At 64.5% G+C, this 23,108-nt stretch carries 24 protein-coding genes; 9 read left to right on the plus strand and 15 right to left on the minus strand.

Annotated features, from left to right (window positions below; translation table 11 throughout):
- Window position 1: 1 nt before the first annotated feature.
- The 3 genes from P6U25_RS32430 to P6U25_RS32440 are packed head-to-tail and all read right to left on the minus strand — an operon-like array spanning window position 2 to window position 2,822.
- On the minus strand, window positions 2–811 hold the full coding sequence (locus tag P6U25_RS32430; protein ID WP_407148803.1) for an ABC transporter permease: 810 nt from the start codon (window positions 809–811) through the stop codon (window positions 2–4).
- The gene (locus P6U25_RS32435; RefSeq protein WP_407148804.1) at window positions 811–1,725 is read right to left on the minus strand and encodes an ABC transporter permease; all 915 of its coding nucleotides are present in this window, start codon (window positions 1,723–1,725) and stop codon (window positions 811–813) included. Before P6U25_RS32435 ends, P6U25_RS32430 begins: the two co-directional genes overlap by 1 nt.
- Window positions 1,722–2,822, minus strand: a complete 1,101-nt coding sequence (locus P6U25_RS32440; protein ID WP_407152675.1) for an ABC transporter ATP-binding protein — start codon at window positions 2,820–2,822, stop codon at window positions 1,722–1,724. The genes P6U25_RS32435 and P6U25_RS32440 overlap by 4 nt, the downstream gene beginning before the upstream one ends.
- Before the next feature lie 292 nt (window positions 2,823–3,114).
- Between P6U25_RS32440 and P6U25_RS32445 the strand changes: the two genes are divergently transcribed.
- Window positions 3,115–4,344, plus strand: a complete 1,230-nt coding sequence (locus tag P6U25_RS32445) for a tetratricopeptide repeat protein (RefSeq protein ID WP_407152676.1) — start codon at window positions 3,115–3,117, stop codon at window positions 4,342–4,344.
- 31 nt (window positions 4,345–4,375) lie between these two features.
- Here P6U25_RS32445 and P6U25_RS32450 read toward each other — a convergent pair whose 3' ends face one another.
- Together P6U25_RS32450 and P6U25_RS32455 are read right to left on the minus strand one after the other, a co-directional pair.
- A complete protein-coding gene (locus P6U25_RS32450) occupies window positions 4,376–5,899 on the minus strand; it encodes an ABC-F family ATP-binding cassette domain-containing protein (protein ID WP_407148805.1) in 1,524 nt (507 codons plus the stop codon).
- A 351-nt stretch (window positions 5,900–6,250) separates the two neighbouring features.
- Window positions 6,251–8,938 (minus strand): EAL domain-containing protein, encoded by a 2,688-nt coding sequence (locus tag P6U25_RS32455; protein ID WP_407148806.1) that lies wholly within the window; start codon window positions 8,936–8,938, stop codon window positions 6,251–6,253.
- Between the two features lie 259 nt (window positions 8,939–9,197).
- On the opposite strand from P6U25_RS32455, the gene P6U25_RS32460 reads away from it, so the two are divergent.
- Entirely contained in the window at window positions 9,198–10,301 is a 1,104-nt protein-coding gene (locus P6U25_RS32460; protein WP_407148807.1) for an NAD(P)/FAD-dependent oxidoreductase, read from the plus strand.
- Between the two features lie 83 nt (window positions 10,302–10,384).
- On the opposite strand, the gene P6U25_RS32465 is transcribed toward P6U25_RS32460, so the two are convergent.
- Window positions 10,385–10,570: a YdcH family protein gene (locus P6U25_RS32465; RefSeq protein ID WP_280975469.1), complete on the minus strand. Its 186-nt coding sequence runs from the start codon at window positions 10,568–10,570 to the stop codon at window positions 10,385–10,387.
- A gap of 241 nt (window positions 10,571–10,811) precedes the next feature.
- Here P6U25_RS32465 and P6U25_RS32470 point away from each other — a divergent pair, with 241 nt between their 5' ends.
- The 3 genes from P6U25_RS32470 (at window position 10,812) to P6U25_RS32480 (ending at window position 11,701) form a co-directional block, all read left to right on the plus strand.
- Window positions 10,812–11,018 (plus strand): YdcH family protein, encoded by a 207-nt coding sequence (locus P6U25_RS32470; protein ID WP_029085523.1) that lies wholly within the window; start codon window positions 10,812–10,814, stop codon window positions 11,016–11,018.
- A gap of 186 nt (window positions 11,019–11,204) precedes the next feature.
- Window positions 11,205–11,414, plus strand: coding sequence for a hypothetical protein (locus tag P6U25_RS32475; RefSeq protein ID WP_407148808.1), 210 nt, complete (start codon window positions 11,205–11,207; stop codon window positions 11,412–11,414).
- A gap of 35 nt (window positions 11,415–11,449) precedes the next feature.
- Window positions 11,450–11,701 (plus strand): hypothetical protein, encoded by a 252-nt coding sequence (locus P6U25_RS32480; protein ID WP_407148809.1) that lies wholly within the window; start codon window positions 11,450–11,452, stop codon window positions 11,699–11,701.
- 20 nt (window positions 11,702–11,721) lie between these two features.
- Here P6U25_RS32480 and P6U25_RS32485 read toward each other — a convergent pair whose 3' ends face one another.
- A complete protein-coding gene (locus P6U25_RS32485) occupies window positions 11,722–12,414 on the minus strand; it encodes a GGDEF domain-containing protein (RefSeq protein WP_407148810.1) in 693 nt (230 codons plus the stop codon).
- A gap of 145 nt (window positions 12,415–12,559) precedes the next feature.
- On the opposite strand from P6U25_RS32485, the gene purE reads away from it, so the two are divergent.
- Window positions 12,560–13,048, plus strand: coding sequence for a 5-(carboxyamino)imidazole ribonucleotide mutase (gene purE, locus P6U25_RS32490; protein WP_407148811.1), 489 nt, complete (start codon window positions 12,560–12,562; stop codon window positions 13,046–13,048).
- Window positions 13,045–14,148: a 5-(carboxyamino)imidazole ribonucleotide synthase gene (locus tag P6U25_RS32495; protein ID WP_407148812.1), complete on the plus strand. Its 1,104-nt coding sequence runs from the start codon at window positions 13,045–13,047 to the stop codon at window positions 14,146–14,148. The genes purE and P6U25_RS32495 overlap by 4 nt, the downstream gene beginning before the upstream one ends.
- A gap of 92 nt (window positions 14,149–14,240) precedes the next feature.
- Here P6U25_RS32495 and aqpZ read toward each other — a convergent pair whose 3' ends face one another.
- Window positions 14,241–14,963 carry an aquaporin Z gene (gene aqpZ / locus P6U25_RS32500; RefSeq protein ID WP_407148813.1) on the minus strand — a complete coding sequence of 241 codons (723 nt, stop codon included), beginning with the start codon at window positions 14,961–14,963 and terminating at the stop codon, window positions 14,241–14,243.
- A gap of 262 nt (window positions 14,964–15,225) precedes the next feature.
- Here aqpZ and rpsU point away from each other — a divergent pair, with 262 nt between their 5' ends.
- Together rpsU and P6U25_RS32510 are read left to right on the plus strand one after the other, a co-directional pair.
- A complete protein-coding gene (gene rpsU / locus P6U25_RS32505; protein ID WP_407148814.1) occupies window positions 15,226–15,522 on the plus strand; it encodes a 30S ribosomal protein S21 in 297 nt (98 codons plus the stop codon).
- Between the two features lie 152 nt (window positions 15,523–15,674).
- Window positions 15,675–16,289, plus strand: a complete 615-nt coding sequence (locus P6U25_RS32510) for a tetratricopeptide repeat protein (protein WP_407148815.1) — start codon at window positions 15,675–15,677, stop codon at window positions 16,287–16,289.
- A gap of 16 nt (window positions 16,290–16,305) precedes the next feature.
- On the opposite strand, the gene P6U25_RS32515 is transcribed toward P6U25_RS32510, so the two are convergent.
- The 7 genes from P6U25_RS32515 to P6U25_RS32545 all read right to left on the minus strand — a co-directional run bounded on the left by P6U25_RS32515 (window position 16,306) and on the right by P6U25_RS32545 (window position 23,102).
- Window positions 16,306–17,145, minus strand: coding sequence for a hypothetical protein (locus tag P6U25_RS32515; protein WP_407148816.1), 840 nt, complete (start codon window positions 17,143–17,145; stop codon window positions 16,306–16,308).
- Between the two features lie 272 nt (window positions 17,146–17,417).
- Entirely contained in the window at window positions 17,418–17,702 is a 285-nt protein-coding gene (locus P6U25_RS32520; protein ID WP_280975459.1) for a cupin domain-containing protein, read from the minus strand.
- Window positions 17,703–17,753: 51 nt separating this feature from the next.
- On the minus strand, window positions 17,754–19,085 hold the full coding sequence (locus P6U25_RS32525) for a sodium:proton antiporter (RefSeq protein WP_407152677.1): 1,332 nt from the start codon (window positions 19,083–19,085) through the stop codon (window positions 17,754–17,756).
- Between the two features lie 96 nt (window positions 19,086–19,181).
- A complete protein-coding gene (locus P6U25_RS32530) occupies window positions 19,182–20,279 on the minus strand; it encodes a calcium:proton antiporter (RefSeq protein WP_407148817.1) in 1,098 nt (365 codons plus the stop codon).
- Window positions 20,280–20,334: 55 nt separating this feature from the next.
- On the minus strand, window positions 20,335–21,153 hold the full coding sequence (locus P6U25_RS32535) for an alpha/beta hydrolase (RefSeq protein ID WP_407148818.1): 819 nt from the start codon (window positions 21,151–21,153) through the stop codon (window positions 20,335–20,337).
- A 191-nt stretch (window positions 21,154–21,344) separates the two neighbouring features.
- Window positions 21,345–22,745, minus strand: coding sequence for an NAD(P)(+) transhydrogenase (Re/Si-specific) subunit beta (locus P6U25_RS32540; RefSeq protein WP_407148819.1), 1,401 nt, complete (start codon window positions 22,743–22,745; stop codon window positions 21,345–21,347).
- Window positions 22,746–22,784: 39 nt separating this feature from the next.
- Window positions 22,785–23,102, minus strand: a complete 318-nt coding sequence (locus tag P6U25_RS32545; protein WP_407148820.1) for a proton-translocating transhydrogenase family protein — start codon at window positions 23,100–23,102, stop codon at window positions 22,785–22,787.
- Window positions 23,103–23,108: the final 6 nt, after the last annotated feature.

Genomic DNA, 23,108 nt, shown 5'->3' on the forward strand with positions numbered 1-23,108 from the left:
CTCACAGCGGCGCGGCGCTCTCGCCGCGCGCATTCGACAGCTTCGAGGCGAAAGAGGCGGCCACGATGATCACGGCGATCAGCGCGATCACCAGCGTGCAGATCGCGTTGATCTCCGGCTTCACGCCGAGCCGGACCTCGGAATAGATCCGGATCGGCAGCGTCGCCGAGCCGGGACCGGTGGTGAAGCTCGCGATCACGACGTCGTCGAGCGACAGGATGAAGGCCAGCATCCAGCCCGCGACGATCGCGGGCACGATCTGCGGCAGCGTCACCAGCAGGAACGCCTTCACCGGATTGCAGCCGAGGTCCATCGCGGCCTCCTCCAGGCTGCGGTCGAGCGCGGTCAGGCGGGACTGCACCACGACGGTGACGAAGCACATCGTCAGCGTGGTGTGGGCGATGGTCACCGTCCAGAAGCCGCGCTCGGCGTTCAGCGCGACGAACAGCAAGAGCAACGACAGGCCGGAGATCACCTCGGGCATCACCAGCGGCGAATACAGCATGCCGGAGAACAACGCGCGGCCGCGGAACCGCTCGCCGCGGGCAAGGCCGATCGCCGCCAGCGTGCCGAGCAGGGCGGCGAGCGTTGCTGACACCACGCCGACGGCGAGACTCATCCACGCGGCTTCCAGCATCGCGGCGTCGCTGAAGAACTCGTGGTACCAGCGCAGCGACCAGCCGCCCCACACCGTGACCAGCCGCGAGGCGTTGAACGAATAGATCACGAGAATGACGATCGGCAGATAGAGGAACGCAAGCCCCAACGCCAGCGACGTCATGTTGAAACGGGTGAGCCTCGTATGTGCCATCAACCGCGACCTTCGAGCTGGCGCCGTTGCAGACGATCGTAGAGCACGAGCGGCGGCACCAGCAGGAGGAGCAGCGCGACCGCCGCGGCTGATGCCACCGGCCAGTCCTTGTTGGTGAAGAACTCGAGCCACAGCGTCTGCCCGATCATCAAGGAATTGGAACCGGCGAGCAGGTCGGGGATCACGAACTCGCCGACGATCGGGATGAAGCAGAGCAGCGCGCCGGCGGCGACCCCACGCAGCGAGAGCGGAAAGGTCACCAGCCAGAACGCCTGAAGCGGCGAGGCGCCGAGATCGCTTGCGGCCTCCAGCAGCGATGCGTCCATCCTGGAGAGCGTCGCATAGAGCGGCAGGATCATGAACGGCAGATAGGAATAGACGATGCCGAGATACATCGCACTGTCGGTCGACAGCCAGACCACGGGCGCGGATACGAGGTGCAGCGCCAGCAGAACCTGATTGAGCAGGCCATCATGCTGGAGGATGTTGATCCAGGCATAGATGCGGATCAGGAACGAGGTCCAGAACGGCACGATCACCAGCATCATCGCGACGCCCTGCCAGCGCTGCGGCAGCCGGGCCATGCCATAGGCGATGGGATAGCCGATCAACAGCAAGATCAGCGTCGAGGTCACCGCGACGACGAGGCTGCGCAGATAGGACAGGATGTAAAGATTGTCCTGAAGCAGCAGCCTGAAATTGTCGAACGACAATTGCGCAAAGGCGGCAGCCAGCGCTGCGCGTCCCGCGGTGAGATCGAAGACCGGCGTATAGGGCGGCTGTGCGATCGCGGTCTGCGACAGGCTGATCTTCAGCACGAAGCCGAACGGCACCAGGAAGAACAGCACCATCCAGAGATACGGCGCGATCGCGGCAAGTCGCGCCGGCCGGGCGAAGATGCGGCGCGCGCTCATTGCTCCAGCACCAGGCAATCGTCGGCCGTGAACCACGCCACCACGCGCTGGCCGGCGAGATAGGCATCAACATCGAGCCGCGCGGTATTGGCCATCGACGAACGCACCACCGCACCCGATTCCAGCTTCACCCTATAGGTCGTGACGCCGCCGAGATAATTGACGTCGGTGACGACACCCTCCAGCCGATTGATCGCCTGTGGACCGCCTTCATCTGATATCGGCTCGCGGCGCGACAGCTTCACCTTCTCGGGACGGATCGCGACGCTGACGGCCTCCTTCGTCACCGGCGGCGACGAATCATTGACCGAGAGTGACCCTGCTTCGGCGGTCGAGACTGTCAGTCGGCTATGTTCGCGGGACACGAGCTGGCCGCTAAACAAATTGATGTCGCCGACGAACTCGGCGATCCAGCGCGAGGCCGGCGCCTCGTAGAGATTGCGCGGGGTGGCGACCTGGACCAGGCGGCCGGCATCCATCACGCCGATCCGTCCGGCCATGGTCATCGCCTCCTCCTGGTCGTGGGTGACGATGATGAAGGTCATGCCGAGCCGGCGCTGCAGCTCCATCAGCTCGTTCTGCGTGCTCTCGCGCAGCTTCTTGTCGAGCGCCGCCAGCGGCTCATCGAGCAGCAGCACCTGCGGGCGACGTGCCAGCGAGCGCGCCAGCGCCACGCGCTGCCGCTGTCCTCCGGAGAGCTGGTCGGGCTTGCGCTTCTCCATGCCTTCGAGCTTGACGAGAGCGACCATCTCCGCGACGCGGGTCGCGATCTCGGCGCGCGTCATGCCGGCACGCTTCAGGCCGAAGGCGATGTTGTCGTGCACCGATAGATGCGGGAACAGCGCATAGTTCTGGAACATCATGTTGACGGGCCGCTCATGCGGCAGCACCTGTGCGATGTCCTTGCCGTCGAGCAGGATACGGCCCTCGTCCGGTGTCTCGAAGCCGGCAAGCATGCGCAACAGCGTCGTCTTCCCGCAGCCACTCGGACCGAGCAGCGCGAAGAATTCGCCGGCACGGATGTCGAGCGAGAGTTTGTCGACGGCGCGGAAATTACCGAACGACTTGGCAACGCCTTCGATACGCAGCAAAGGCATCTCCAGCGCGGCCGCTTTCGGCGGCGGCCTTGCTTCCTGCGTATTCGTTTCGCTCGGTATCACGTCTGTCCCCGATTCCCTGCTGGTTCGACAAAGCGCGCAAGCTAGCGGCGGATCGTCAGCCGCTCAACTGCTTCGCACGACAACTCCCGCAATATTGTCGCGCCTCGCATCTCTGCTAGACTTCGCGTCCAAATCGGGAGGACAACCGATGAGCTACGACCGCTATGGCCTGCCGCTGACGACCGTCTCAGATCGTGCCGCCGCGCATTATGTCGACGGTGTCGATCGCATGCTTGCAGCCCTGCACGGCGCGGATGCCGCGTTTGACGCGGCGATTGCCGAAGACCCGGATTTCGCGATGGCCCACATCGGACGCGCCCGCGTGCATCAGCTCAACATGGAAGGGGCCGGGGCCCGCGCCAGGGCGGCCACGGCAAGGCAGCTCGCGGCGGCCGCCAGCCCGCGCGAGCGCCAACATATCGAGATCATGGCGTCTGTGATCGAGAGCCAGCCCAAAAAGGCCGTGACAGCCGCCGAGCAACACCTGACCGAGTATCCGCGCGATGCTCAGGTGCTGTCGCTGTTGCTCGGCGCCTTCGGCCTCTACGCCTTCTCGGGCCGGGCCGATCACGATGCGGCACGGCTGGCGCTCTGCGAACGCTACGCGCGCGACTATGGCGAGGACTGGTGGTTCCTGACCTATCACGGCTGGTCACTCACCGAGGCGGGCCAGGTCGTCTCCGGCCGCGCCATCACCGAGCGCGGCTATGCACTGAAGCCCGAAAATGCCGGCGCTGCCCACGCCGTGGCGCATGCGCTGTTCGAGCAAGGCGACGGACGCGAAGGCCGGGCTTTCCTGTCGGCCTGGCTGCCAGCGAATGAGCGCACCAGCTTCCTGCAGGGACATCTCGCCTGGCATCTCGCCCTGATCGACCTCGAGGAAGGCGACGCCGACGCTGCGCTCGCCATCTACGAGCGTCACATCAGACCGGCCGGCCGACCCTACCCGCCGCTCAACATCTACACCGACACGGCCTCGCTGCTCTGGCGGCTCTCGCTCGCCGGCAAGGCCGACCTCGCGTCCCATTGGAAGGACGTCGCCGCTTATGGCGATAACCACTTTCCGAAGGCCGGCGCCCATTTCGCCGACGTCCATCACGCGCTGGTCGCGGCTACCACCAACGGCGGCGCACTCGAGCGGCGACTTGCCGAGATGGAAGCGCGGCAGGCCGACGGCAAGCTGGCGCCCGGCCCGTCCGCCGTCGGCCTCTGCCGGGGAATCGCCGCCTTCGCCGCGGGCGATCACAGTGAAGCCGTCCGCATCCTCGCGCCGCTGATGCCCGAGCTGGTGCGGATCGGCGGCAGCCACGCTCAGCGCGAGCTGTGGGAAGACACATTCATCGTCGCGTGCCTTCGCGCCGGTCAGGGCCGGCAGGCAGCCGATCTAATCGCGGATCGATTGCATCGCCGTCCGTCCCGGCGCGACCTTGCATGGTCGCAGGAGGCCGCACGGCAGTAGCCTTGTCTTCGTAGCTAGGGTCGGCGACCCTCTAGCCTGCACCGGCCGACACAAAGAAGCGTTCCGGCCCATCGACTTCCACCAGCTTCCTGGCTTCGATCAGCCAGAATCGGTTGGCCACCGTTCGCACGAACTGGCGGTCATGCGACACCAGCAAGCAACTGCCCTGACGCTCGATCAATTCTTGCTCCAGCGCCTCCTGGCCCTCGATATCGAGGTGGTTGGTCGGCTCATCGAGCAGATAGAAGTTGGGCTCGGTGAGCCGCAGCACAAGCAGGCCGAGACGAGCCTTCTGCCCGCCCGACAGCCGCCCGATCGGGCGCCCCTGCATCTCGATCGACAGCCCTATCCCGGCGAGCAAGCCGCGCGCCCGCTGATCGCCGACCTCGAAGCGGCCGACGATTGTGCGCATCGGCGTATCGGCATCGGCGAGATCGGCAAGCGCCTGGTCGCAATAGCCTGTAACCAGCGACTCCGTGGCGCTGATCTCGGCTGGTGCCGCCTCCGCCGCCTCGATCGCCTGACGCAACGCCGCAACGAGCCGGGTCTTGCCCGCACCATTCGGAGCCAGCAGCGCGACCCGGTCGCCCTTGCAGATGAACTGCTGGCCGGTCCTGAACAGCAGCCGTCCGTCAGGTGTCGCAATCGCGGCGTCGTTCATCCTGATCAGCACCTTGGCGTGGGTGTCGCGACTGGCGAGCCTGATGGTGCCGGCCGATCGTTCCACATATACGGGCTTTGCCGACTCCTCCAGCTTCTCGGCACGCTGTTTCAATTGCCTGGTCTTCGACAGCAGAAGATCGCTGCCGGAGTTGATGCCGAGATTGTTGAGCTTCGCGGCCTGCTGGCGGAGTTGCCGGACGGTCTTCATATCCTTTTGATGGCGGCGCGCATCCGAAGCATCGAGCTCGTCGAGTACCGCACGCGCCCGCGCATAGGGCAACGCGAATAGCTGCGACCGCTCCGGGCGCAGGAACAGCGTCCGGTTCGTCGTTGCATCGAGAAAGGCGCGATCGTGGCTTGCGATCACGACCGGCATCTCGCGCGGCAACGCGTTCAACCAGGTTTCGAGCTGGCCGATCTTGGCGAGGTCGAGATGGTTGGTCGGTTCGTCGAGCAGCAACACATCAGGCTCGGTCACCAGCACGCGGGCGAGCATGGCAAATCGCAACCAACCGCCACTGAGTTGCTTCAGCGGCTTCCCCCACAGCTCCTCGGGCACTTCCAGCGATTGCAGGGCGACGTCGACCCGCCAGCTTTCGCCGGCCCGTCGCTCCCCGGAAAGCGCCTCAAGCACCGCGGCGTGGAACGGCCAATCCAGCAGCGCCGGCGGTGCGTCCTGCGCGACATGACCGATGGTGAGCCCGCGCGATCTGGCGATCTCGCCTTCATGGGCCTCCATCGCGCCCGCGATGCAGCGCAGCAGCGTGGATTTGCCGCGGCCATTGGCGGCGACGAGCCCGATCCGATCGCCAGCATTGATGACAAAATTCAGTTGGGAAAACAGCGGCGCGTTCAGCGTCACGCCGAGATTGCGGACATTGATGAGGGTCACGATGATTCTCTGGTCTGGCCGGCCGTCGCGACATCCGGGGCGTGCAGCCAGCAACGGATGGGCGTGTCAAAGCGCGGCGAGGGATTGAGGTGCAAGGCGCGAACTCAACGGTTCGGCGCCGCACGGCCACGCAGGGCAGACCAGGAAGAGATGTTAGACGAGTTTCCGGTCAGCCCTGCAAACGCATTTGCAGGGCGTTGACGGGGCCACGCCTGAAGTGGTGATCGAGAAATATCGCCACGACGCAGCCCTCCTTTCTCGGCTGGAAGTTATGCTGCTCCGAGATGTAGCCGGGCATACAGCGGATGGCAAGCTCATCCGGCCGACCCGGTCCGGCGACGGGAATCCCGCCTATCCGGCCTTGCACACGGATTCCACGACCTGGCTGCCGCCGACCAGCGCGGCAAAATGGCCGACCGGCGCGGGCCGGCCGATCAGATAGCCCTGTACCGCGTCGCAGCCTTCCTCGGAAAGGAAGCCGAGCTGCGCCTCGGTCTCGACGCCCTCGGCCACGATCGACATTTCAAGGCCGTGGCCGAGATCGATGACGGCGCGCACGATCGCTGCCGATTGGGGATTGCGGCCGAGATTGATGACGAAGGCGCGGTCGATCTTGATCTTGTCGAACGGAAACGCCTGCAGGTAGCTCAGCGAGGAATAGCCGCTGCCGAAATCATCCATCGAGATGCGCACGCCGAGCGTCTTCAGCCGCCGCAGCAGCGAAAGACCGCGGTCGAAGTCCTCGATCAGCACGCCCTCGGTGATTTCGAGCTCGAGCCGATCGGGTCTCAGCCCGGTCTCGAGCAGGATCGAATGGACGAGGCCGACGAGGTCGCCATGGGTGAACTGCGCCGGCGACAGGTTGACCGCGATTTGGAGCGGAGCCGCCCATGACGCCGCTTCCCGGCAGGCTTCGCGCAGGATCCATTCACCCATCTCGACGATCAGGCCGCTTTCTTCCGCGAGCGGGATGAAATCGCTCGGCGGCACGAAGCCGCGCACCGGATGGTGCCAGCGCGCCAGCGCCTCGAAGCCGATGATCTCGCTGCCGGCAACGCTTCCGCCCGCCGCCGCCTGCGGCTGGTAGTAGAGCGACAATTCGCCGTTCTTGATCGCGACCGACAGCTCCTGGTGCAGCACGCGACGGTCGCGGATCTGCTGGTCCATGTCGGGCTCATAAATCGAGATCGTGCCGCGCGACTTCGCCTTGGCGCGAAACAGCGCCGCACCCGAATTGGCGAGCAGCGAGGCCGCGTCGGAGCCGTTATGCGGGAATACCGCGATGCCCGTGGTGAGGCCGGTCCGGACCGCCTTGCCGTCGATTGCAAAATCCTGTCCCAACGCTTCGGCGGCCTGCTCGGCCAACGCAATGCCGGCCGCGGGCTGCCTGCCGTCGATGATGAGGCCGAATTCGTCGCCCGACAGCCGCGCGACCACGCCGCCGCGCGCCACCGTCTGCAGGCGCTGCGCCACCTCGATCAACACCTTGTCGCCCATCGCATGACCGAAGACGTCATTGATCTCCTTCAGCCCATCGAGGTCGACGCAAAGCACGGCGAATTCCTCGTCAGTGCCGGCACAGGCCTCGATCATCTGCGTCAACGCCTGGAGGAAGGCGGCGCGGTTCGGCAGGTCGGTCAGGCCGTCGTGATAGGCCATGTGCGCCATGCGGGATTCGGTCTGCCGCCGGTCCGTGACGTCTTCATGAGTCTTGATCAGATATTGCGGCTCGCCATTGTCGTCGAGCACGGTCATGCGGCGGGTCAGAAACAGCCGCAGCCCGTCCTTGGTCGAGATCGGATGCTCCTCGGCGATCATGCTGCGCTTGCGGATCGCGGCCTCGTCGCGGGCGATGATCAGCTTGGCTTCGCGCGGGTTGAAGATATCGGCGGCGGTGAGACCCGTGGCATCCTCGCGGCGGCGGTTGAGGATCGTCTCGGCGCTGCGGTTGGCCAAGAGATAGCGGCCGTCGCTGACGCGCTCGACGATCAGCGAGACCGGAATGTTGTCGACCACGAGCTCAAGGAATTTTTTGTTGTTCTCCAGCTCGCGCGACAGCGAGCGGCGGTCGGTGACGTCCTCGAACAGGGCGATCAGGAATTCCGGCTCGCCGGCTTCGTTGCGGGCGACGACACGATTGGAGGCGAGGATGCGCTTCTCCGAGCCGCGCTCGACGAAGAATTCGCTGCGATGATAGCCCTCCGGCGCGTCCAGTGCCGCGCGGTCTGCGGTCTCGATACTGGCAGCGGTCTCGGGGCGGAAGATCTCGTCGGCTCGCTTGCCGACGATGTGATCGCGCGAGAAGCGAGAGAAACGTTCGAACGCGCGGTTGGCGAAGATGTAGCGACCATCCTCGATGTTCTTGGCCGCGACGCAGACCGGGACGTTGTCGAGCACGGATTCCAGGAATTGCGTGGTCGAGGCAAGCTTGCGCGACAGCTTACGCTGGTCGGTGCAATCGAGGTGTGTTGCGACCGAGCCGCCATTCGGCAGCCGGAAATACTTCACCAGCACAGACCTGCCGCCCGGCAGTTCGGTGACCAGTCCCTCGGGTGCCGCAGCCTTTGCAAAATAATCCTCGGCGCTGACGTCGAGCATGCCATGGCTCCGGCGCAGTTCCAGGAGCTCGGTGCCGGTCATGTTGCGCCTGATATCGGCGCGGGACAGGTCGTAGATATCGAGATAGCGATCGTTGCAAAAGATGATTCGCCCGTGGACGTCCGTCATCACCACGCCCTGGTTCAGGTGGTTGAGAGCCGACGAGATAAAGACGTTGCGGCGCAGTTGGGCCCGCTTGGCCTTGCGCAGGGCCGACAGGATCCAGAGCCCGATCGCGCCGAGGAACGACGCGACGACCACGCTACCGATCAGCAGCTCCCAGATCACATTAGGGTCGAGGTCACCGAGATAGCTCGATGGCGCGAAGGCGTTCGACGCCGATCGGGCCGTGCCGCATGACGTGACGACGGCGATCAGGCCAAGCACTATCTTTGCCGGAATCGAATTCTTCCTGCTTGCCTGCCAATTCTTGCCAGCCATCAGCCACCCGCGGATTTTCCGAGGGAGTGTCCGGCTTCGGCGGTTTGGATCGGGTAAACGCGATCCGATGCAACTTGAAAATGCGACCAGATTTACGGCAATTGCCCTGACATGATTAATGGTCCACTAACAGGACGTGGCGCTGAAACTATCCAAGACAGCCCAAGCACTTGCCAAGAAACTTGGCGGGGCAAAACAATGATGATTGCGCGCGATGGCATTCTGTTGTCGCGCCGGAATGCCGGATCTGAAGGACGACATGGACAGGGTTGATTGCGTGATTGTGGGTGCGGGGGTGATCGGCCTCGCAGTGGCGCGCCGGCTGGCACAGGCCGGGCGCGAAGTGATTGTCATCGACGAGGCCGAGGCAGTCGGCACGGTGACCTCGTCGCGGAACAGCGAGGTGATCCACGCCGGCATTTACTATCGTGCCGGCAGCCTGATGGCGCGGATGTGCGTCGCCGGCAAGCGCGCCCTCTATCGCTACTGCGCCGAGCACGGTGTCCCGCACAAGAATTGCGGCAAGCTGATCGTCGCCACCACACCCGCGGAAACCGAGAAGCTGCAGTCGATCCGGGCGCATGCCGCGGCCAATGGCGTCGACGACATGCAGCTCTTGTCGGGCGAAGCGGCACGCGCGATGGAGCCGGCGCTGAACTGCGACGCGGCTCTGCTGTCGCCCTCCACCGGGATCATCGACAGCCACGCCTACATGCTGGCGCTGCGCGGCGATGCCGAGGAGGCCGGGGCGGCATTTGCGTTCTACACGCCGCTCAAGCGCGCCAAGGCTGCCGCAGGCAGGATCGAGATCGAGGCCGGCGGTGAGGCGCCGATGACCTTGGCGTGCGACCTCTTGATCAACGCCGCCGGCCTCGGCGCACCGGCCGTGGCGCGCAGCATCGAGGGCATGCCGGCTGAGTTGATACCGACGGCCTACCTGGCCAAGGGGAATTATTTCAGTTGCAGCGCCCGCGCGCCGTTTTCGCGGCTGATCTACCCGGTGCCGGAACCCGGCGGGCTCGGCGTTCACCTCACCCTCGACATGGCGGGCCAGGCAAGGTTCGGTCCCGACGTCGAATGGATCGATCGCGTGGATTATGCCGTCGACCCGGCGCGGGCCGAGCGCTTCTATCCGGCGATCCGGAAGTATTGGCCGACCCTGCCGGACGGCGCGTTGATGCCGAGCTATTCGGGGATCCGGCCGAAGATCGTACCGCCGGCGGTCGCGAACCAGGATTTCCTGATCCAAGGTCCGCGCGACCACGGCGTCGCCGGCCTGATCAACCTGTTCGGAATCGAGTCGCCCGGGCTGACGTCATCGCTCGCCATCGCCGATCATGTCGGCGAATTGCTCGGGCTCTGAGCAAATGCGATCCCGCGAAGGATGGGCGCTCGAGCGTCCATCCTGATGCGGAAAGGCTTGGTTAATTTTTTGCGGGGGAGTGGCTAGTGGATGGTACTGTCCGCGGTTTGCTTCAACCGCTCGATCTCGTCCTTGACCATCAATTTACGGCGCTTCAACTCGAGAATTTGCAGGTCGTCTACTGAAGGGTGCACGAGCGCTTCGTGCAGTTCGTTTTCGAGAATTTTGTGCTTGCGCTCGAGTTCGACGAGATGAGCCTGTATTGCCATACGAACACTCCTCGGTGGGTTAAACCTCAGGGTCGATCCGGACCGCCGAGTGTACACAAGTGGGCGAAGGTGTCGATGGGGAACGCAAAATGCCGAAGTCAGCTTTATCCACCCATCTGTTGCCAATCGTGACTATGGAACCAGTTCAGCTTGCGCCGCGCGCGCCCAGGGACGATATTTCGACAGGCGGCGAGTGCTTCGTCCGCCACAACCTTATCGTGCTTATCAGTTAACGTACACCATGAACGATCAGGATGAGCGCGAACTCCACGCCGAGCTCGCACGTCTGCAACAAGAGCACCGCGACCTCGACGCCGCGATCGACGCGCTGCATCAGTCGCCCGCGCCGGACCTCCTGATGCTGCAGCGCTTGAAGAAGCGGAAGCTGCAATTGCGCGATCGCATCGCCTTTATCGAGGATCAGATCACGCCCGACATCATCGCGTGAGGCCCGCACGGCTGTGGGATCCGGTCGACCGGCCGGTTGCGCTGGGCTTGTCCCCGTCATCCACAGCCGGTTCGTCCGCTTCACGTTCGCGGCAACATATCGCGACCGCGGCGGTCGCACTTGACTCCTTTAGAACAAATAGAGAACATACTGACCCAGCCGCCAGACACGAAGAGGGAGTTCGCCATGTCCACACCGCCTTCCCTGACCGACAACAACCGCTACGAGCGGGCCTGCGACCAAGCCATCGCGATGTGCGACGGCAATCTGCGCAGCACGATCAAGGCACTGATCATGGCCAATGAATATCTGGAGACCGAGATCGAGGAGCTGCAAGCCGCGATCACCGCGCGCGGCGCTCCCGGAGTGACGCAGGCGGCGAGCGACGCCGCCTGATCTTCGAGGAGCAAATCCGTTTCGAGGAGCAAACCATGGCTGATGTCACCTATTACGTGGCGCTGCCGTTCGTACAGGACGACGATGGCACGCCAGTCGCGGGCAATGCGGAGGAATGCCAGAGTTCCGCAATCGCGTTGCGGCGCGCCGAGATGATGTCGCGCATGCCCGGCACTATCGGCGCCGTCGCGTTCAGCCGCACTGGCGATCCCGCCATCGGCGAGTTTGGCGACGCCAAACTGTTGCGGGCCTTCGGCAAGGTGCCGGAAGATTTGGGCGCGCCCTAACCTTAGATCAGAGTCTTGCGTTAGTCTTGGGCCTCGTGCCTCCGCTGTGCCTTGCGCACATACATCGCGCGGTCGGCCTCATCGAGGGCGCGCTCGAGATCGGAATGCGCGCCGAGAACCGCAACGCCGGCCGATGCACCCGCAGTGACCTGACTGCCGCGGAAGACGAAGGTCAGGCGGTCGATCACGCCTTCGAGCATTGCGGCCTTGGCACGGGCGTCGGTCTCGCTGAGATTCCACAGCAGGATGGCAAACTCGTCACCGCCGAGCCGGCCGATCACGTCGGAGGCGCGCACCTCGCCCGACAATGCGGCAACGATCGCCTTCAGCACCTCGTCGCCTGCAGCGTGCCCGAACGCATCGTTGATCGGCTTCAGACGATCGACATCGAGTACGATCAGCGCGCCCGAGGCACGGTATCGCTTGATGAAGGCGATCGCGCGGGCGAGCTCGCGCTCGAAGCCGCGCCGGTTCAGGATATCGAGCAGGAAATCGGTTTCGGCGCGCGCTTGCAGCTCCTCGATCCGGGCCTGGGCCCGCGCCAGTTGCGCCTTCAACCGGCGAATTGTCGATTTGTCGTCGGAAGCGACCGAGTCTCGCGAGGAAGTTGTGGTTCCAGCCCGGCCCGGGCCGACTTTGCGCGCGACTGCCGTGCCTTTCAGCCGTTTTGCTGCCCCGGCGGCGGTCGCGGTCGTCCTCTTCGTCATGCGCATCCTTGTTGAGGCCTGCTTATGAAGGCTTGCCGGGATTCACCAAGACAGGATAGTCCATTCTGACTCCCTTGCCACGCCTTGGATGACGCCCGGGCCACCCCTATAATCGGCCTATGCTTTTGGATTCCTGCACAGAATAGACGAAATGACCGCCCCGATCGCCATCATCATGGGAAGCCAATCCGATTGGGAGACCATGCGCCATGCCGCCGAGACGCTGGCAGCCCTCGGCGTCGCCTGCGAGACCCGGATCGTTTCCGCCCACCGCACCCCGGACAGGCTCTATGCCTTTGCCAAGGGGGCCAAGACCGCCGGCCACAAGGTGATCATTGCCGGCGCGGGCGGCGCGGCCCATCTGCCGGGCATGACCGCAGCGCTCACGGAACTTCCGGTGTTCGGGGTTCCCATCGAATCGAAGGCGCTGTCCGGAGTCGATTCGCTCTATTCGATCGTGCAGATGCCGGCTGGGATTCCGGTCGGAACCCTCGCCATCGGCAAGGCCGGCGCGATCAATTCCGCCCTGCTCGCGGCGAGCGTGCTCGCCCTCAACGATCCCGCATTGGCAACCCGGTTGGCACAGTGGCGCCAGCAGCAGACCGACGCGGTGAAGGACAATCCGGAGGCCTCGGCGTGACAGCTTCGACCGTAGTGAAGCTGAAGCCGGGCGACACCATTGGAATCCTCGGCGGCGGACAATTGGGCCGCATGCTCGCGATGGCGGCGGCACGCCTGGGGCTCAGATGCCAGGTGTTCTCGCCGGATCCGGATTCCCCGGCCTTCGACGTGGTGCAGAGCGCGACGTGTGCGGAATATGCCGACGTCGAGGCGCTCGAACTGTTCGCCAACGACGTCAACGTCGTCACCTATGAGTTCGAGAACGTGCCGGCTGCAACCGCGATGGTGCTCGCCGCGCGGCGTCCGGTGCTGCCCGCGCACACGATTCTTGAAACCACCCAGGACCGGCTGATCGAGAAGGACTTCGTCAGCAGGCTCGGCATCGGTACTGCTGACTATGCCGACGTCTCCTCGGTCGACACGATCCGCGCGGCGATCGAGCGCATCGGCCTGCCCGCGGTGATCAAGACCCGCCGTTTCGGCTATGACGGCAAGGGCCAGGCGATCATCCGCGCCGGCGACGATCTCGACCGGATATGGCAGGACCTCGGCACCAAGTCGGCGATCCTCGAAGCCTTCGTGCCGTTCGAACGCGAGATCTCGGTGATCGCGGCGCGCTCGGCTTCTGGCGAGGTCGAATGCTTCGACGTCACCGAGAACGAGCATCGCGATCACATTCTGAAGATCTCCCGCGCGCCCGCCGCCATTTCCGAGGCGCTCGCCGCGCAGGCGCGGGCCATCGCCGAGAAAATCGCAACTGCGCTGGACTATGTCGGCGTGCTGGCGGTCGAAATGTTCGTGGTGCCCGGCAATGGTGCGCCGACGGTCCTGGTCAACGAGATCGCACCGCGCGTGCACAACTCCGGCCACTGGACGCTCGACGGTGCCTCGATCTCACAGTTCGAGCAGCACATCCGCGCGATCGCCGGTTGGTCGCTGGGCAAGCCGGTGCGTCACGGCGAAGTCACCATGACCAACCTGATCGGCGACGATATCCTGGACTACGAGCGGTGGCTCACTGTTCCGGGCGCAACGGTGCATCTCTATGGCAAGGGCGCACCGCGCCCCGGCCGCAAGATGGGCCATGTCACCCAGGTGGCCCCGGCCCGCAAGCCATAAGCCACGGTCTGCCGCGGCGGCGCCCGGCAGACCAATGACGACAGACGAATGGAAATGGGATCGCGAGGATCACGATCCCATTTGTGGCTTGATCACGCGGTCTTCGCACCGGCGACGACGCCGGTCGGCTCGTCGCTGACCCAGCGATAGATCACGCCGCCCAGCGCGCCGCCGATCAACGGCGCCACCCAGAACATCCAGAGCTGTGCGAGCGCCCAGCCCCCGACAAACAGTGCCGGTCCCGTGCTACGCGCCGGATTCACCGAGGTGTTGGTGACGGGAATACTGACGAGATGGATCATGACCAGTGCAAGCCCGATCGCGAGCGGCGCAAAGCCCGCCGGCGCCTTGCCATGGGTCGCCCCCATGATGACGAACAGAAACATCATGGTCATCACCACTTCGGTGATGAAGCACACCACCATGCTGTACTGACCGGGCGAGTGCGCGTCATAGCCGTTCGATGCGAAGCCCTTGGCCACGTCGAACCCCGGCGCGCCGCTCGCAATCACGTAAAGCAGTGCGGCGGCCACGATCGCGCCGACGACCTGGGCAATGATGTAGGGCAGGATCTGGCCGGTCGGAAAGCGCCCGCCTGCCGCCAGCCCGACCGTGACGGCTGGATTGAGATGACAGCCCGAGACATGCCCGATCGCGTAAGCCATGGTGACAACGCTCAGGCCGAACGCAAGCGACACACCGACAAGACCGATTCCGACCTGCGGAAAGCCGGCCGCAATCACCGCGCTGCCACAGCCGGCGAAAGTCAACCAGAACGTGCCGATGGCCTCGGCCGCGTACTTCTTCATATCCATGTCGCATCTCCCCTATTTCCAATGTCCGGGTTTCAAAACGCCGGGAGCGGCCCCGATCTCGGCGCCAAACCACCCAAATCAGGGCCACACAAAGGCAGTTTCGCCGCATTTCGTGGCTTTACTAGGCCCGAAAGTCACTCCACCGGTGGACATCGACGCATTTGTCTGATACATGCGCCCCCCTAGGGTTAAGAGGCAGGCCTTTTGCCGCCCCTTTGCTTTGCCAGAATTCCGAACCGATCAATTCAAAAGAGGATGCCGCGTGCAGGTTCTCGTCCGCGATAACAATGTTGACCAGGCTCTCAAGGCGCTGAAGAAGAAGATGCAGCGCGAGGGCATTTTCCGCGAGATGAAGCTCCGCGGTCACTACGAAAAGCCGTCCGAGAAGAAGGCCCGCGAAAAGGCCGAAGCCGTCCGCCGCGCCCGCAAGCTGGCGCGCAAGAAACTGCAGCGCGAAGGCCTGCTGCCGATGAAGCCGAAGCCGGTGTTTGGCGCGGGTCCCGGTGGCGACCGCGGTGGCCGTGGTGGCGCAGGCGGTGCTGGTCGCGGACCGCGCTGAACCGTTTTACCGATCTGGGTGTCTAACAGCGCGGGCCTCGGGCCCGCGTTGTTGTTTTGCAGCAAGCGGCATTCCAGGCTAGCAATGCAAAATCACCTGCAAGAGTATTTTGCATAATGGCTGTTCCGGCGCCCCGCCCCCGTTCCGGACCCGTGTCGCGCCGTCGTGCGTCGCAATTCATTGCCCTTGCATTTGTTCTCGGCCTTCCCCTCGGGGGCTGCTCCTTCGACCTGGGATCATGGGGCTCGGACGACAAGCAAAAACCCTCGGCCGCTGCAGAGAAGCCGGCCGACACGATCACCGCGCAGAATATCAGCGACGCCAAAGATCACGCGGCACGCGGCCAGACGCTGGCACACTCCGGCAAGACCGACGAAGCGCTGACGGAGTTCGATCAGGCGCTGGCGGCCGATCCCTACAACATCCAGGCCCTCTATGGCCGCGGCCTGATCTATCAGGGACAGGGTCAGCATCAGCAGGCGATCGACGATTTCACCGCGGCGAGTGGCCTGTCACCACAAAAGGCCGAGCCTCTGCTCGGCCGTGCCAGCAGCTACCTCGCGCTCGACAAGGCCAAGCAGGCCGCCGCCGACGTCGACGAGGCCGTCCAGGCCGATCCCAACAGCGCGGCGGCTTGGAGCGTGCGCGGCCAGATCTATGAGCGGCTTGGCGAGAAAGCCAAGGCAGCGGCATCCTACAACCGCGCGCTCGCGCTGCGGCCAAAGGACGACAGCGCGCGCAGCGGCCTGGCGCGCACCGGTGGCTAGAATGTTCTCGAACGGCCTACTTCGGCAGGACCGCGTGGAACACCGACTTGGCGGCCGACAGCATGTCGTCGGCCACGGTGTGATCCTTCGGAGGCGACGGCTCAGATGCCTCGGCGCGCAGATCAAGCGGTGCACGGGCGAGCGGAATGTCGGCCGGCGGGGTCAGGCGGTCAGCATCTGAAGCATCGGCCGCGTAGGGCGGCCGCGGCTGCGACGACGACTGATCGACCGATTGATCGGTCGGGTTGGAGACCATGATCGGAGGCGGCAAGGGCCGAATCGACGACGCTGGCGCGGGACGCTGCGCCTCGGGCAACCGGGCCATATCGGCCGGACGCGGCTCCTGGCGGACGGCCTCCTGCGTACGCGGCGGGTTCTCCTTGCGCAGCCGCTCGATCGCTGCACGGGCGAGATCGTTGGCGTCGCGGCCTTCGCCCGGCGACGCTTCCGTTGCGGGAGCTGCCGGCGTGACTTTCGCAACTGCCTTCGGCGCGGCGGGGTGATGACGCGAGTCGGCAGGGATGCTCGCGGTCTCGGCCGGCGTATCGGCGGATTTCACGTCGGTTGATTTTTCGACCGGCTTTTCGGTGACGGTGGCCTTCTCGGACGCCGACCGTTCACTCAGCGTCCGCTCGGAGATGCCCTTGGCCTTCACGCCAGCTTCGGGGAGGCTGCTGACGACGGTTGGCTTCTCCGCGGGCTTGGCGACGACTGGCGTGGCAGGGGCATTGACCGCCGTCGTTGCCGGCGCTTCCGGCTTGGCGACGATGTAGTGGTTAACGATGTACGCCCCGATGATGGTCGCAGCCACCGAGGGAAAGATGTCCATCGCGAATTTCTTCAAGTAACTCAGCATGGCCCTGCCACTCCCCGCCCCGGATTTCATGCTGGAACTTTGAGGCACATTGAGGGATCAACTGCGTCGGATCGGTGGCAAACGCCTGTTCCGCCGTCACCTTTAGTGTCACTTCAGTTTCAGCCGGAGGCGGCTTCGCGCGCAAAATCACGGCACCGCCTCCGCCTTCCAGATCATCGTGCAGCCGTTAACGCGCGATGAATTTCCACACCCGCCGACACCGATCTGCCATTCCGAAGTCGCAATTCGGCCGTGGCCGGCCGAGACGGACCTCAGGGTTTGAGTTCGACCTCGAGGAACACGATCTCGCTGGCTGTCTCATTGAGCACGTCGTGCTGGACGCCCGCCTTGCGGAAGTAGGACTTGCCGACGCCAAGCTGCGCCTTCGAGCGCTCGCCGTTCGGCGCCACGATCGTCATCTCGCCTGCGGTGATCGGCACGATGACGTAGTCCATCTCATGGGTGTGGGGACCGGTGGCACTGCCCGGCGCCAGCCGCCATTCGGTGACCCGCACCTCCGGCGTATCGACCTGAACGTCCGATGCAGCACTGAGCATGATATTTTTCTCCACGTTGACGCGATTGCCGGCGCGAATGCCGGATCCACATCAACGGAGAACAGGGGCTATCGGAAGCAAGGTCAAGAGGAGAAACAGTGGCACGAGAATGCCGGAGGCGATCAACAGGTAACCGAAGAAGCTCGGCATCTTGATGCCGCGCTCCGCGGCGATCGCGGCAATCATGAAGTTGGGCGCGTTCCCGATATAGGTCAGGGCCCCCATATAAACGGCCCCCATCGAGATCGCCGACAGCGTGCCCGAGAGCGCATTCATCAGGTTGTCGACATTGCCCCCGGCGAGCTTGAAGAACAGCAGGTAGGTCGGCGCATTGTCGAGAAACGCCGACATCAGACCGGTGTACCAAAAATAGGCCACCTCCTTGGGGGTGCCGTTGGGCTCGGTGACCGCCGACAGCAGCCAGGCAAAGGCGCCATCCTTGCCGGCGTCGAGCATGGCCAGCACCGGGATAATGGCGACGAAAATCGCCGCGAACAGTTTCGCAACCTCGCGGATAGGCTCCCAGGTGAACCCGTTGGATTCGCGGTGCTCGTCGCGGGTTAGCCAGAGCGACAGCAGCGCGATCACAACCAGCATGGCGTCGCGCACCATGTTCTGCAGTTCGAGATGGGTGCCGATGATGTCCACGGCGATTCCAGGTTTCCAGTTCGCTGACAGCAGGATGCAGCCCACGATCGCGGCGATTAGCGGGATATTGAGCAGCCCCCGGATCCGGATCGGGGCAGCCGAGGGTACGGCAAAGGCACCGGCCCGTTCGCCTCGGAAGCGCCAGGCATCGACGACAACGAAAATCGCCAGCAGCGAACCGGCAACAATGAGCGTCTGGAGCCAGAGACTTCGCGTGGTCCAGAAGAAATCCACCCCGTTCAGAAACCCGACGAACAGCGGCGGGTCGCCCAACGGGCTCAACGCACCGCCAACATTGGCCACGAGGATGATGAAGAAGATGACCACATGCCTGTTGTGGGGGCGAGCGAGGTTTGCGCGGATCAAGGGCCGGACCAGGATCATGCTTGCGCCGGTGGTGCCGACGACGCTCGCCATCGCCGTGCCCAGCGCCAGGATGACGGTATTGCTTAGCGGCGTTCCCCTGATGTCGCCGCTGACGACGATGCCGCCCGCGACCGTATAGAGCGCGAACAGCAGCACGATGAAGCTCAGATATTCGGCGAGCAGCGCGTGGGTGACGGCAGCGAGCATCACCGCGCCGCCGGCGAACCACCAGATCGAGGCGAGCGCCACGATGGACCACCCAGCGGCGATCTTTCCGTAATGGTGATGCCAGACCCCGGGGAACAGCAGCGGTCCCGTCGCGATCGAGAGCAGCAGGCCAACAAAGGGAAGCGCGAACGGCCAGCGCATCGCCGCGCCATCGAGCGTGGCGGCGTCGGCAGATTGCGGAAAGAGCAGGAGCAGCAGCGCGACGGCCGGCAGATATCTCATCTCGTCAGGCCGGAGCTACGGCACGAAGACCATGAACACGAACAGGGCAAACACAACCATGTGCACGAGGCCAAACAGGATGTTGGTGCGGCCAGTGCCGAAGGTGAGCATGCTGACCATGAAGGTGAGCAACAGGATCAACATATGTTGGTTGCTGAGCCCGAGCACGAGCTCCTTGTCTAGCACATAAGCGGCAACCGCCACGGCGGGAACGGTGAGGCCGATCGTCGCGATCGACGAGCCGAGCGCGAGATTAATACTCTTCTGCAGATCGTTCTTGCGCGCCGCCGACACCGCGGCGACGCTCTCCGGCAACAGGATCAACAGCGCGACCACGACGCCGGCAAAGGCCGGCGGCGCGCCGATCTTCGCGGTGACGACGTCGACCACGAGGGAGAACTTCTTGGCCAGCAGCACGACCGACAGGAGCGCCACCAGCAGCAGCACAATGCTGATCGCCAGCATGCGGTCCGACAACGCCGCGCCATGCTCGGCCGTCTCGTTGGCGCCGCTCACGAAATAGTCGCGGTGGCGGATCATCTGGGTATAGAGGAACACCGCATAAAGCAGCACAGTGACAGTGCTCACGACCGCAAGCTGGGCGGTGGAATAGACCGGCCCAGGCGCGGTCAGCGTGAAGTTCGGCATGTCGAGGGTGATGGTCGCGAGCACGAACAGCACGCTGAGATACAGGTTCGCGCCGGTGATCTGAAAATCCTGCTCGCGATACCTGATGCCGCCGATGAAGATACACAGCCCGACCAGGCCGTTGCAGACGATCATCACCACGGCGAACACGGTGTCGCGCGCCAACGTCGGAGCCGGCGTATCGCCGAGCATGATAGTTGCAATCAGCGCCACCTCGATGACGGTCACGGCGAGCGTCAGGAGCAGCGTGCCGTACGGTTCACCGATCCGCTCGGCGATCATCTCGGCGTGATGGACGGCCGCGAACACGGTGCCGAACAGAACCACGAGCAGGACGGCCGCGAACAGCCAGCCTGTGGCCGATGGCGCGAACACGTAACCCGATGCCGTGACTGCGGCGAACAACAGCGCAGCCAGGACGGGAAACAGCCAGGCCGACCGCGGCATCGGTCCGTGTGCGCTCATCTCGTCTGCCCCTCAATTCGACTGGCCCCGATTATGCGACAGACAATCGCCGCCGTCAGCCTCCCGCAGTGTTGATAAACCGCCGCGCGGCCTCGATCGCACCGAAATCATCGAGGTTGTCATGTCCGCCGCCCGGGAAGCGGACAAACTGCTTGGGCTCGTGCGCAAGGCCGAACAACCGCTCGCCAAAGCTGACCGGGATCACTGGGTCGTCCGCGCCGTGCATGATCAGGAGCGGCACGTTGACCCGAGCGATGCGCCGGTCGGAGTGGAACTGGTCCCGCATCAACAGGCCGACCGGGACGAAACGAAACTGCGCGCCAGCGAGATCCGCCGTCGAGGTGTAGGGCGCCTCGAGGAGCAGCTTGCCGACCGGATATTCGGCGGCCATCGCGACAGCCACGCCGGTCCCGAGCGAGAATCCCCAGGCTACGATCTGCTCCGCGCTGTAGCGCGCGGTCGTGAACGCATAGGCGGCCTCGGCATCCAGCAACAATCCGCGCTCGCTCGGCGTCCCGCTCGAGCCCGCATAGCCCCGATACGACAGCGCGACCAGCCCGGTGCCGTCAGCCGTGATGCCCTTGAAGCGCGCCACGCGGCCGGCCAGGAGGTCGGCATTGCCGGGAAAGAACAGGACGACGGGCCGGCCCGGCTTCGCCGGCACATGCCAGACGATGACCCTCTCGCCATCGGCCGTGGTCAGGAGATGCTCTTCGGCTTCAGGAAATCCCGCGGCATCCGGCGCGGTTCGCCCGGCCGGCGGAATCGGAAACAGCATATCGCGCTGCTTGACGAACAACACGGCGAGCCCGCCGAGATAGACGATCGCCGCGGCGATCAGCAGCCACTTCAGGATCGTGAGAACCAGCGCCATCCAGGTCCGCCGTCGTCAAGTTGGGCGTCGGAGCTTGAGCAGCCTCTCAACGTCGGACCTGATGCTCTCCGGAATAGCGCGGCACGCGCAAACCCGCGCATGCGCCGCGTGCCAGTTGATGCGCTCTTCGTGCGTGGCCCGGGTTGGCATGCGATTCTGTCGATGCCACGCCCGGTTCAGGGCCATCGGCATCAGGCCATCGCCTTGACGATGTTCTCGGTGACCTTCTTGGCGTCGCCGAGCAACATCATGGTGTTGTCACGGTAGAACAGCGGATTGTCGATGCCGGCATAGCCGGACGCCAGCGAGCGCTTGATGAACATCACGGTGCCGGCCTTCCAGACCTGCAGCACCGGCATGCCGTAGATCGGCGAGCTCTTGTCCTCTTCCGCGGCGGGGTTGGTGACGTCGTTGGCGCCGATCACGAAGGCGATGTCGGCCTGGGCAAACTCCGAGTTGATGTCCTCGAGCTCGAACACCTCGTCATAGGGCACGTTGGCCTCGGCAAGCAGCACGTTCATGTGGCCCGGCATGCGGCCGGCAACCGGATGAATGGCATACTTCACCTCGACACCTTCCTTCTTCAGGAGATCGGCCATTTCGCGCAGCGCGTGCTGGGCCTGCGCCACCGCCATGCCGTAGCCGGGCACGATGATGACCTTGGAGGCGTTCTTCATGATGAAAGCGGCATCATCGGCCGAACCGAGCTTGGCCGGCTTCTGCTCGCCGCTGCCGCCACCGGCGGCCGCCGTCTCGCCGCCAAAGCCGCCGAGGATGACCGAGATGAACGACCGGTTCATCGCGTGACACATGATGTAGGACAGGATCGCGCCCGAGGAGCCGACCAGCGCGCCGGTGATGATCAGCGCCGAGTTGCCGAGCGTGAAGCCGATGCCGGCCGCGGCCCAGCCGGAGTACGAGTTCAGCATCGAGATCACGACCGGCATGTCGGCGCCGCCGATCGGGATGATCATGAGCACGCCAAGCGCCAGCGCGAGGATGGTGATCAGCCAGAAGTCGAGCGCGCTGCCCGACAGCACGAGCCCGACGATGAAGAACACCAGCGCCAGGGCGAGCACGATGTTGATGACGTGGCGGAACGGCAAGATGATCGGTGCGCCGCTCATCCGCGCCGAGAGCTTGAGGAACGCGATCACCGAGCCGGTGAAGGTCAAGGCGCCGATCGCGACGCCGAGCGACATTTCGACCAGGCTCTGCGGATGGATGTTGCCGGGCGTGCCGATGTCGAACGCCTCAGGCGCATAGAACGCGCCGGCTGCGACCAGCACCGCGGCCATGCCGACCAGCGAGTGGAACGCGGCGACCAGCTCGGGCATCGAGGTCATCGGCACTCGGCGTGCGATCACGGCGCCGATGCCGCCGCCGATCGCGACCGCGAGGATGACGAGCAGCCAGGCGACGCCGTCGGCCGGCGGATGGCTCGCCAGCGTCGTGCCGACCGCGATCGCCATGCCGATCATGCCGAGCAGATTGCCCCGCCGCGAGCTGGCCGGGCTCGACAGGCCGCGCAGCGACAGGATGAACAGCACGCCTGCCACGAGATACAACAGTGCAGAGAGATTGGCGCTCATCTCAGGTCCCCAATTTTCCTCATCCCGAGGTGTTTGCGCTTACTTCGACTTCTTCTTGTACATCGCCAGCATGCGCTGGGTGACGAGGAAGCCCCCGAAGATGTTGATGCAGGCGAACACCAGCGCCACGAAACCGAAACCGCGGGCCCAGCCCGAGCCGCTCGAGACCATGCCGACGCCGACCGCAAGCAACGCGCCGACCACGATCACCGACGAGATCGCGTTGGTCACACTCATCAATGGCGTATGCAGTGCCGGCGTCACGGACCACACGACGAAGTAGCCGACGAACACGGCGAGAACGAAAATTGACAGCCGGAACACGAAGGGATCGACGGCCTGCGCGAGATGCTCCATGGCTTG

This window comes from Bradyrhizobium sp. ORS 86 (genome assembly GCF_045571475.1).
Classification (GTDB): domain Bacteria; phylum Pseudomonadota; class Alphaproteobacteria; order Rhizobiales; family Xanthobacteraceae; genus Bradyrhizobium.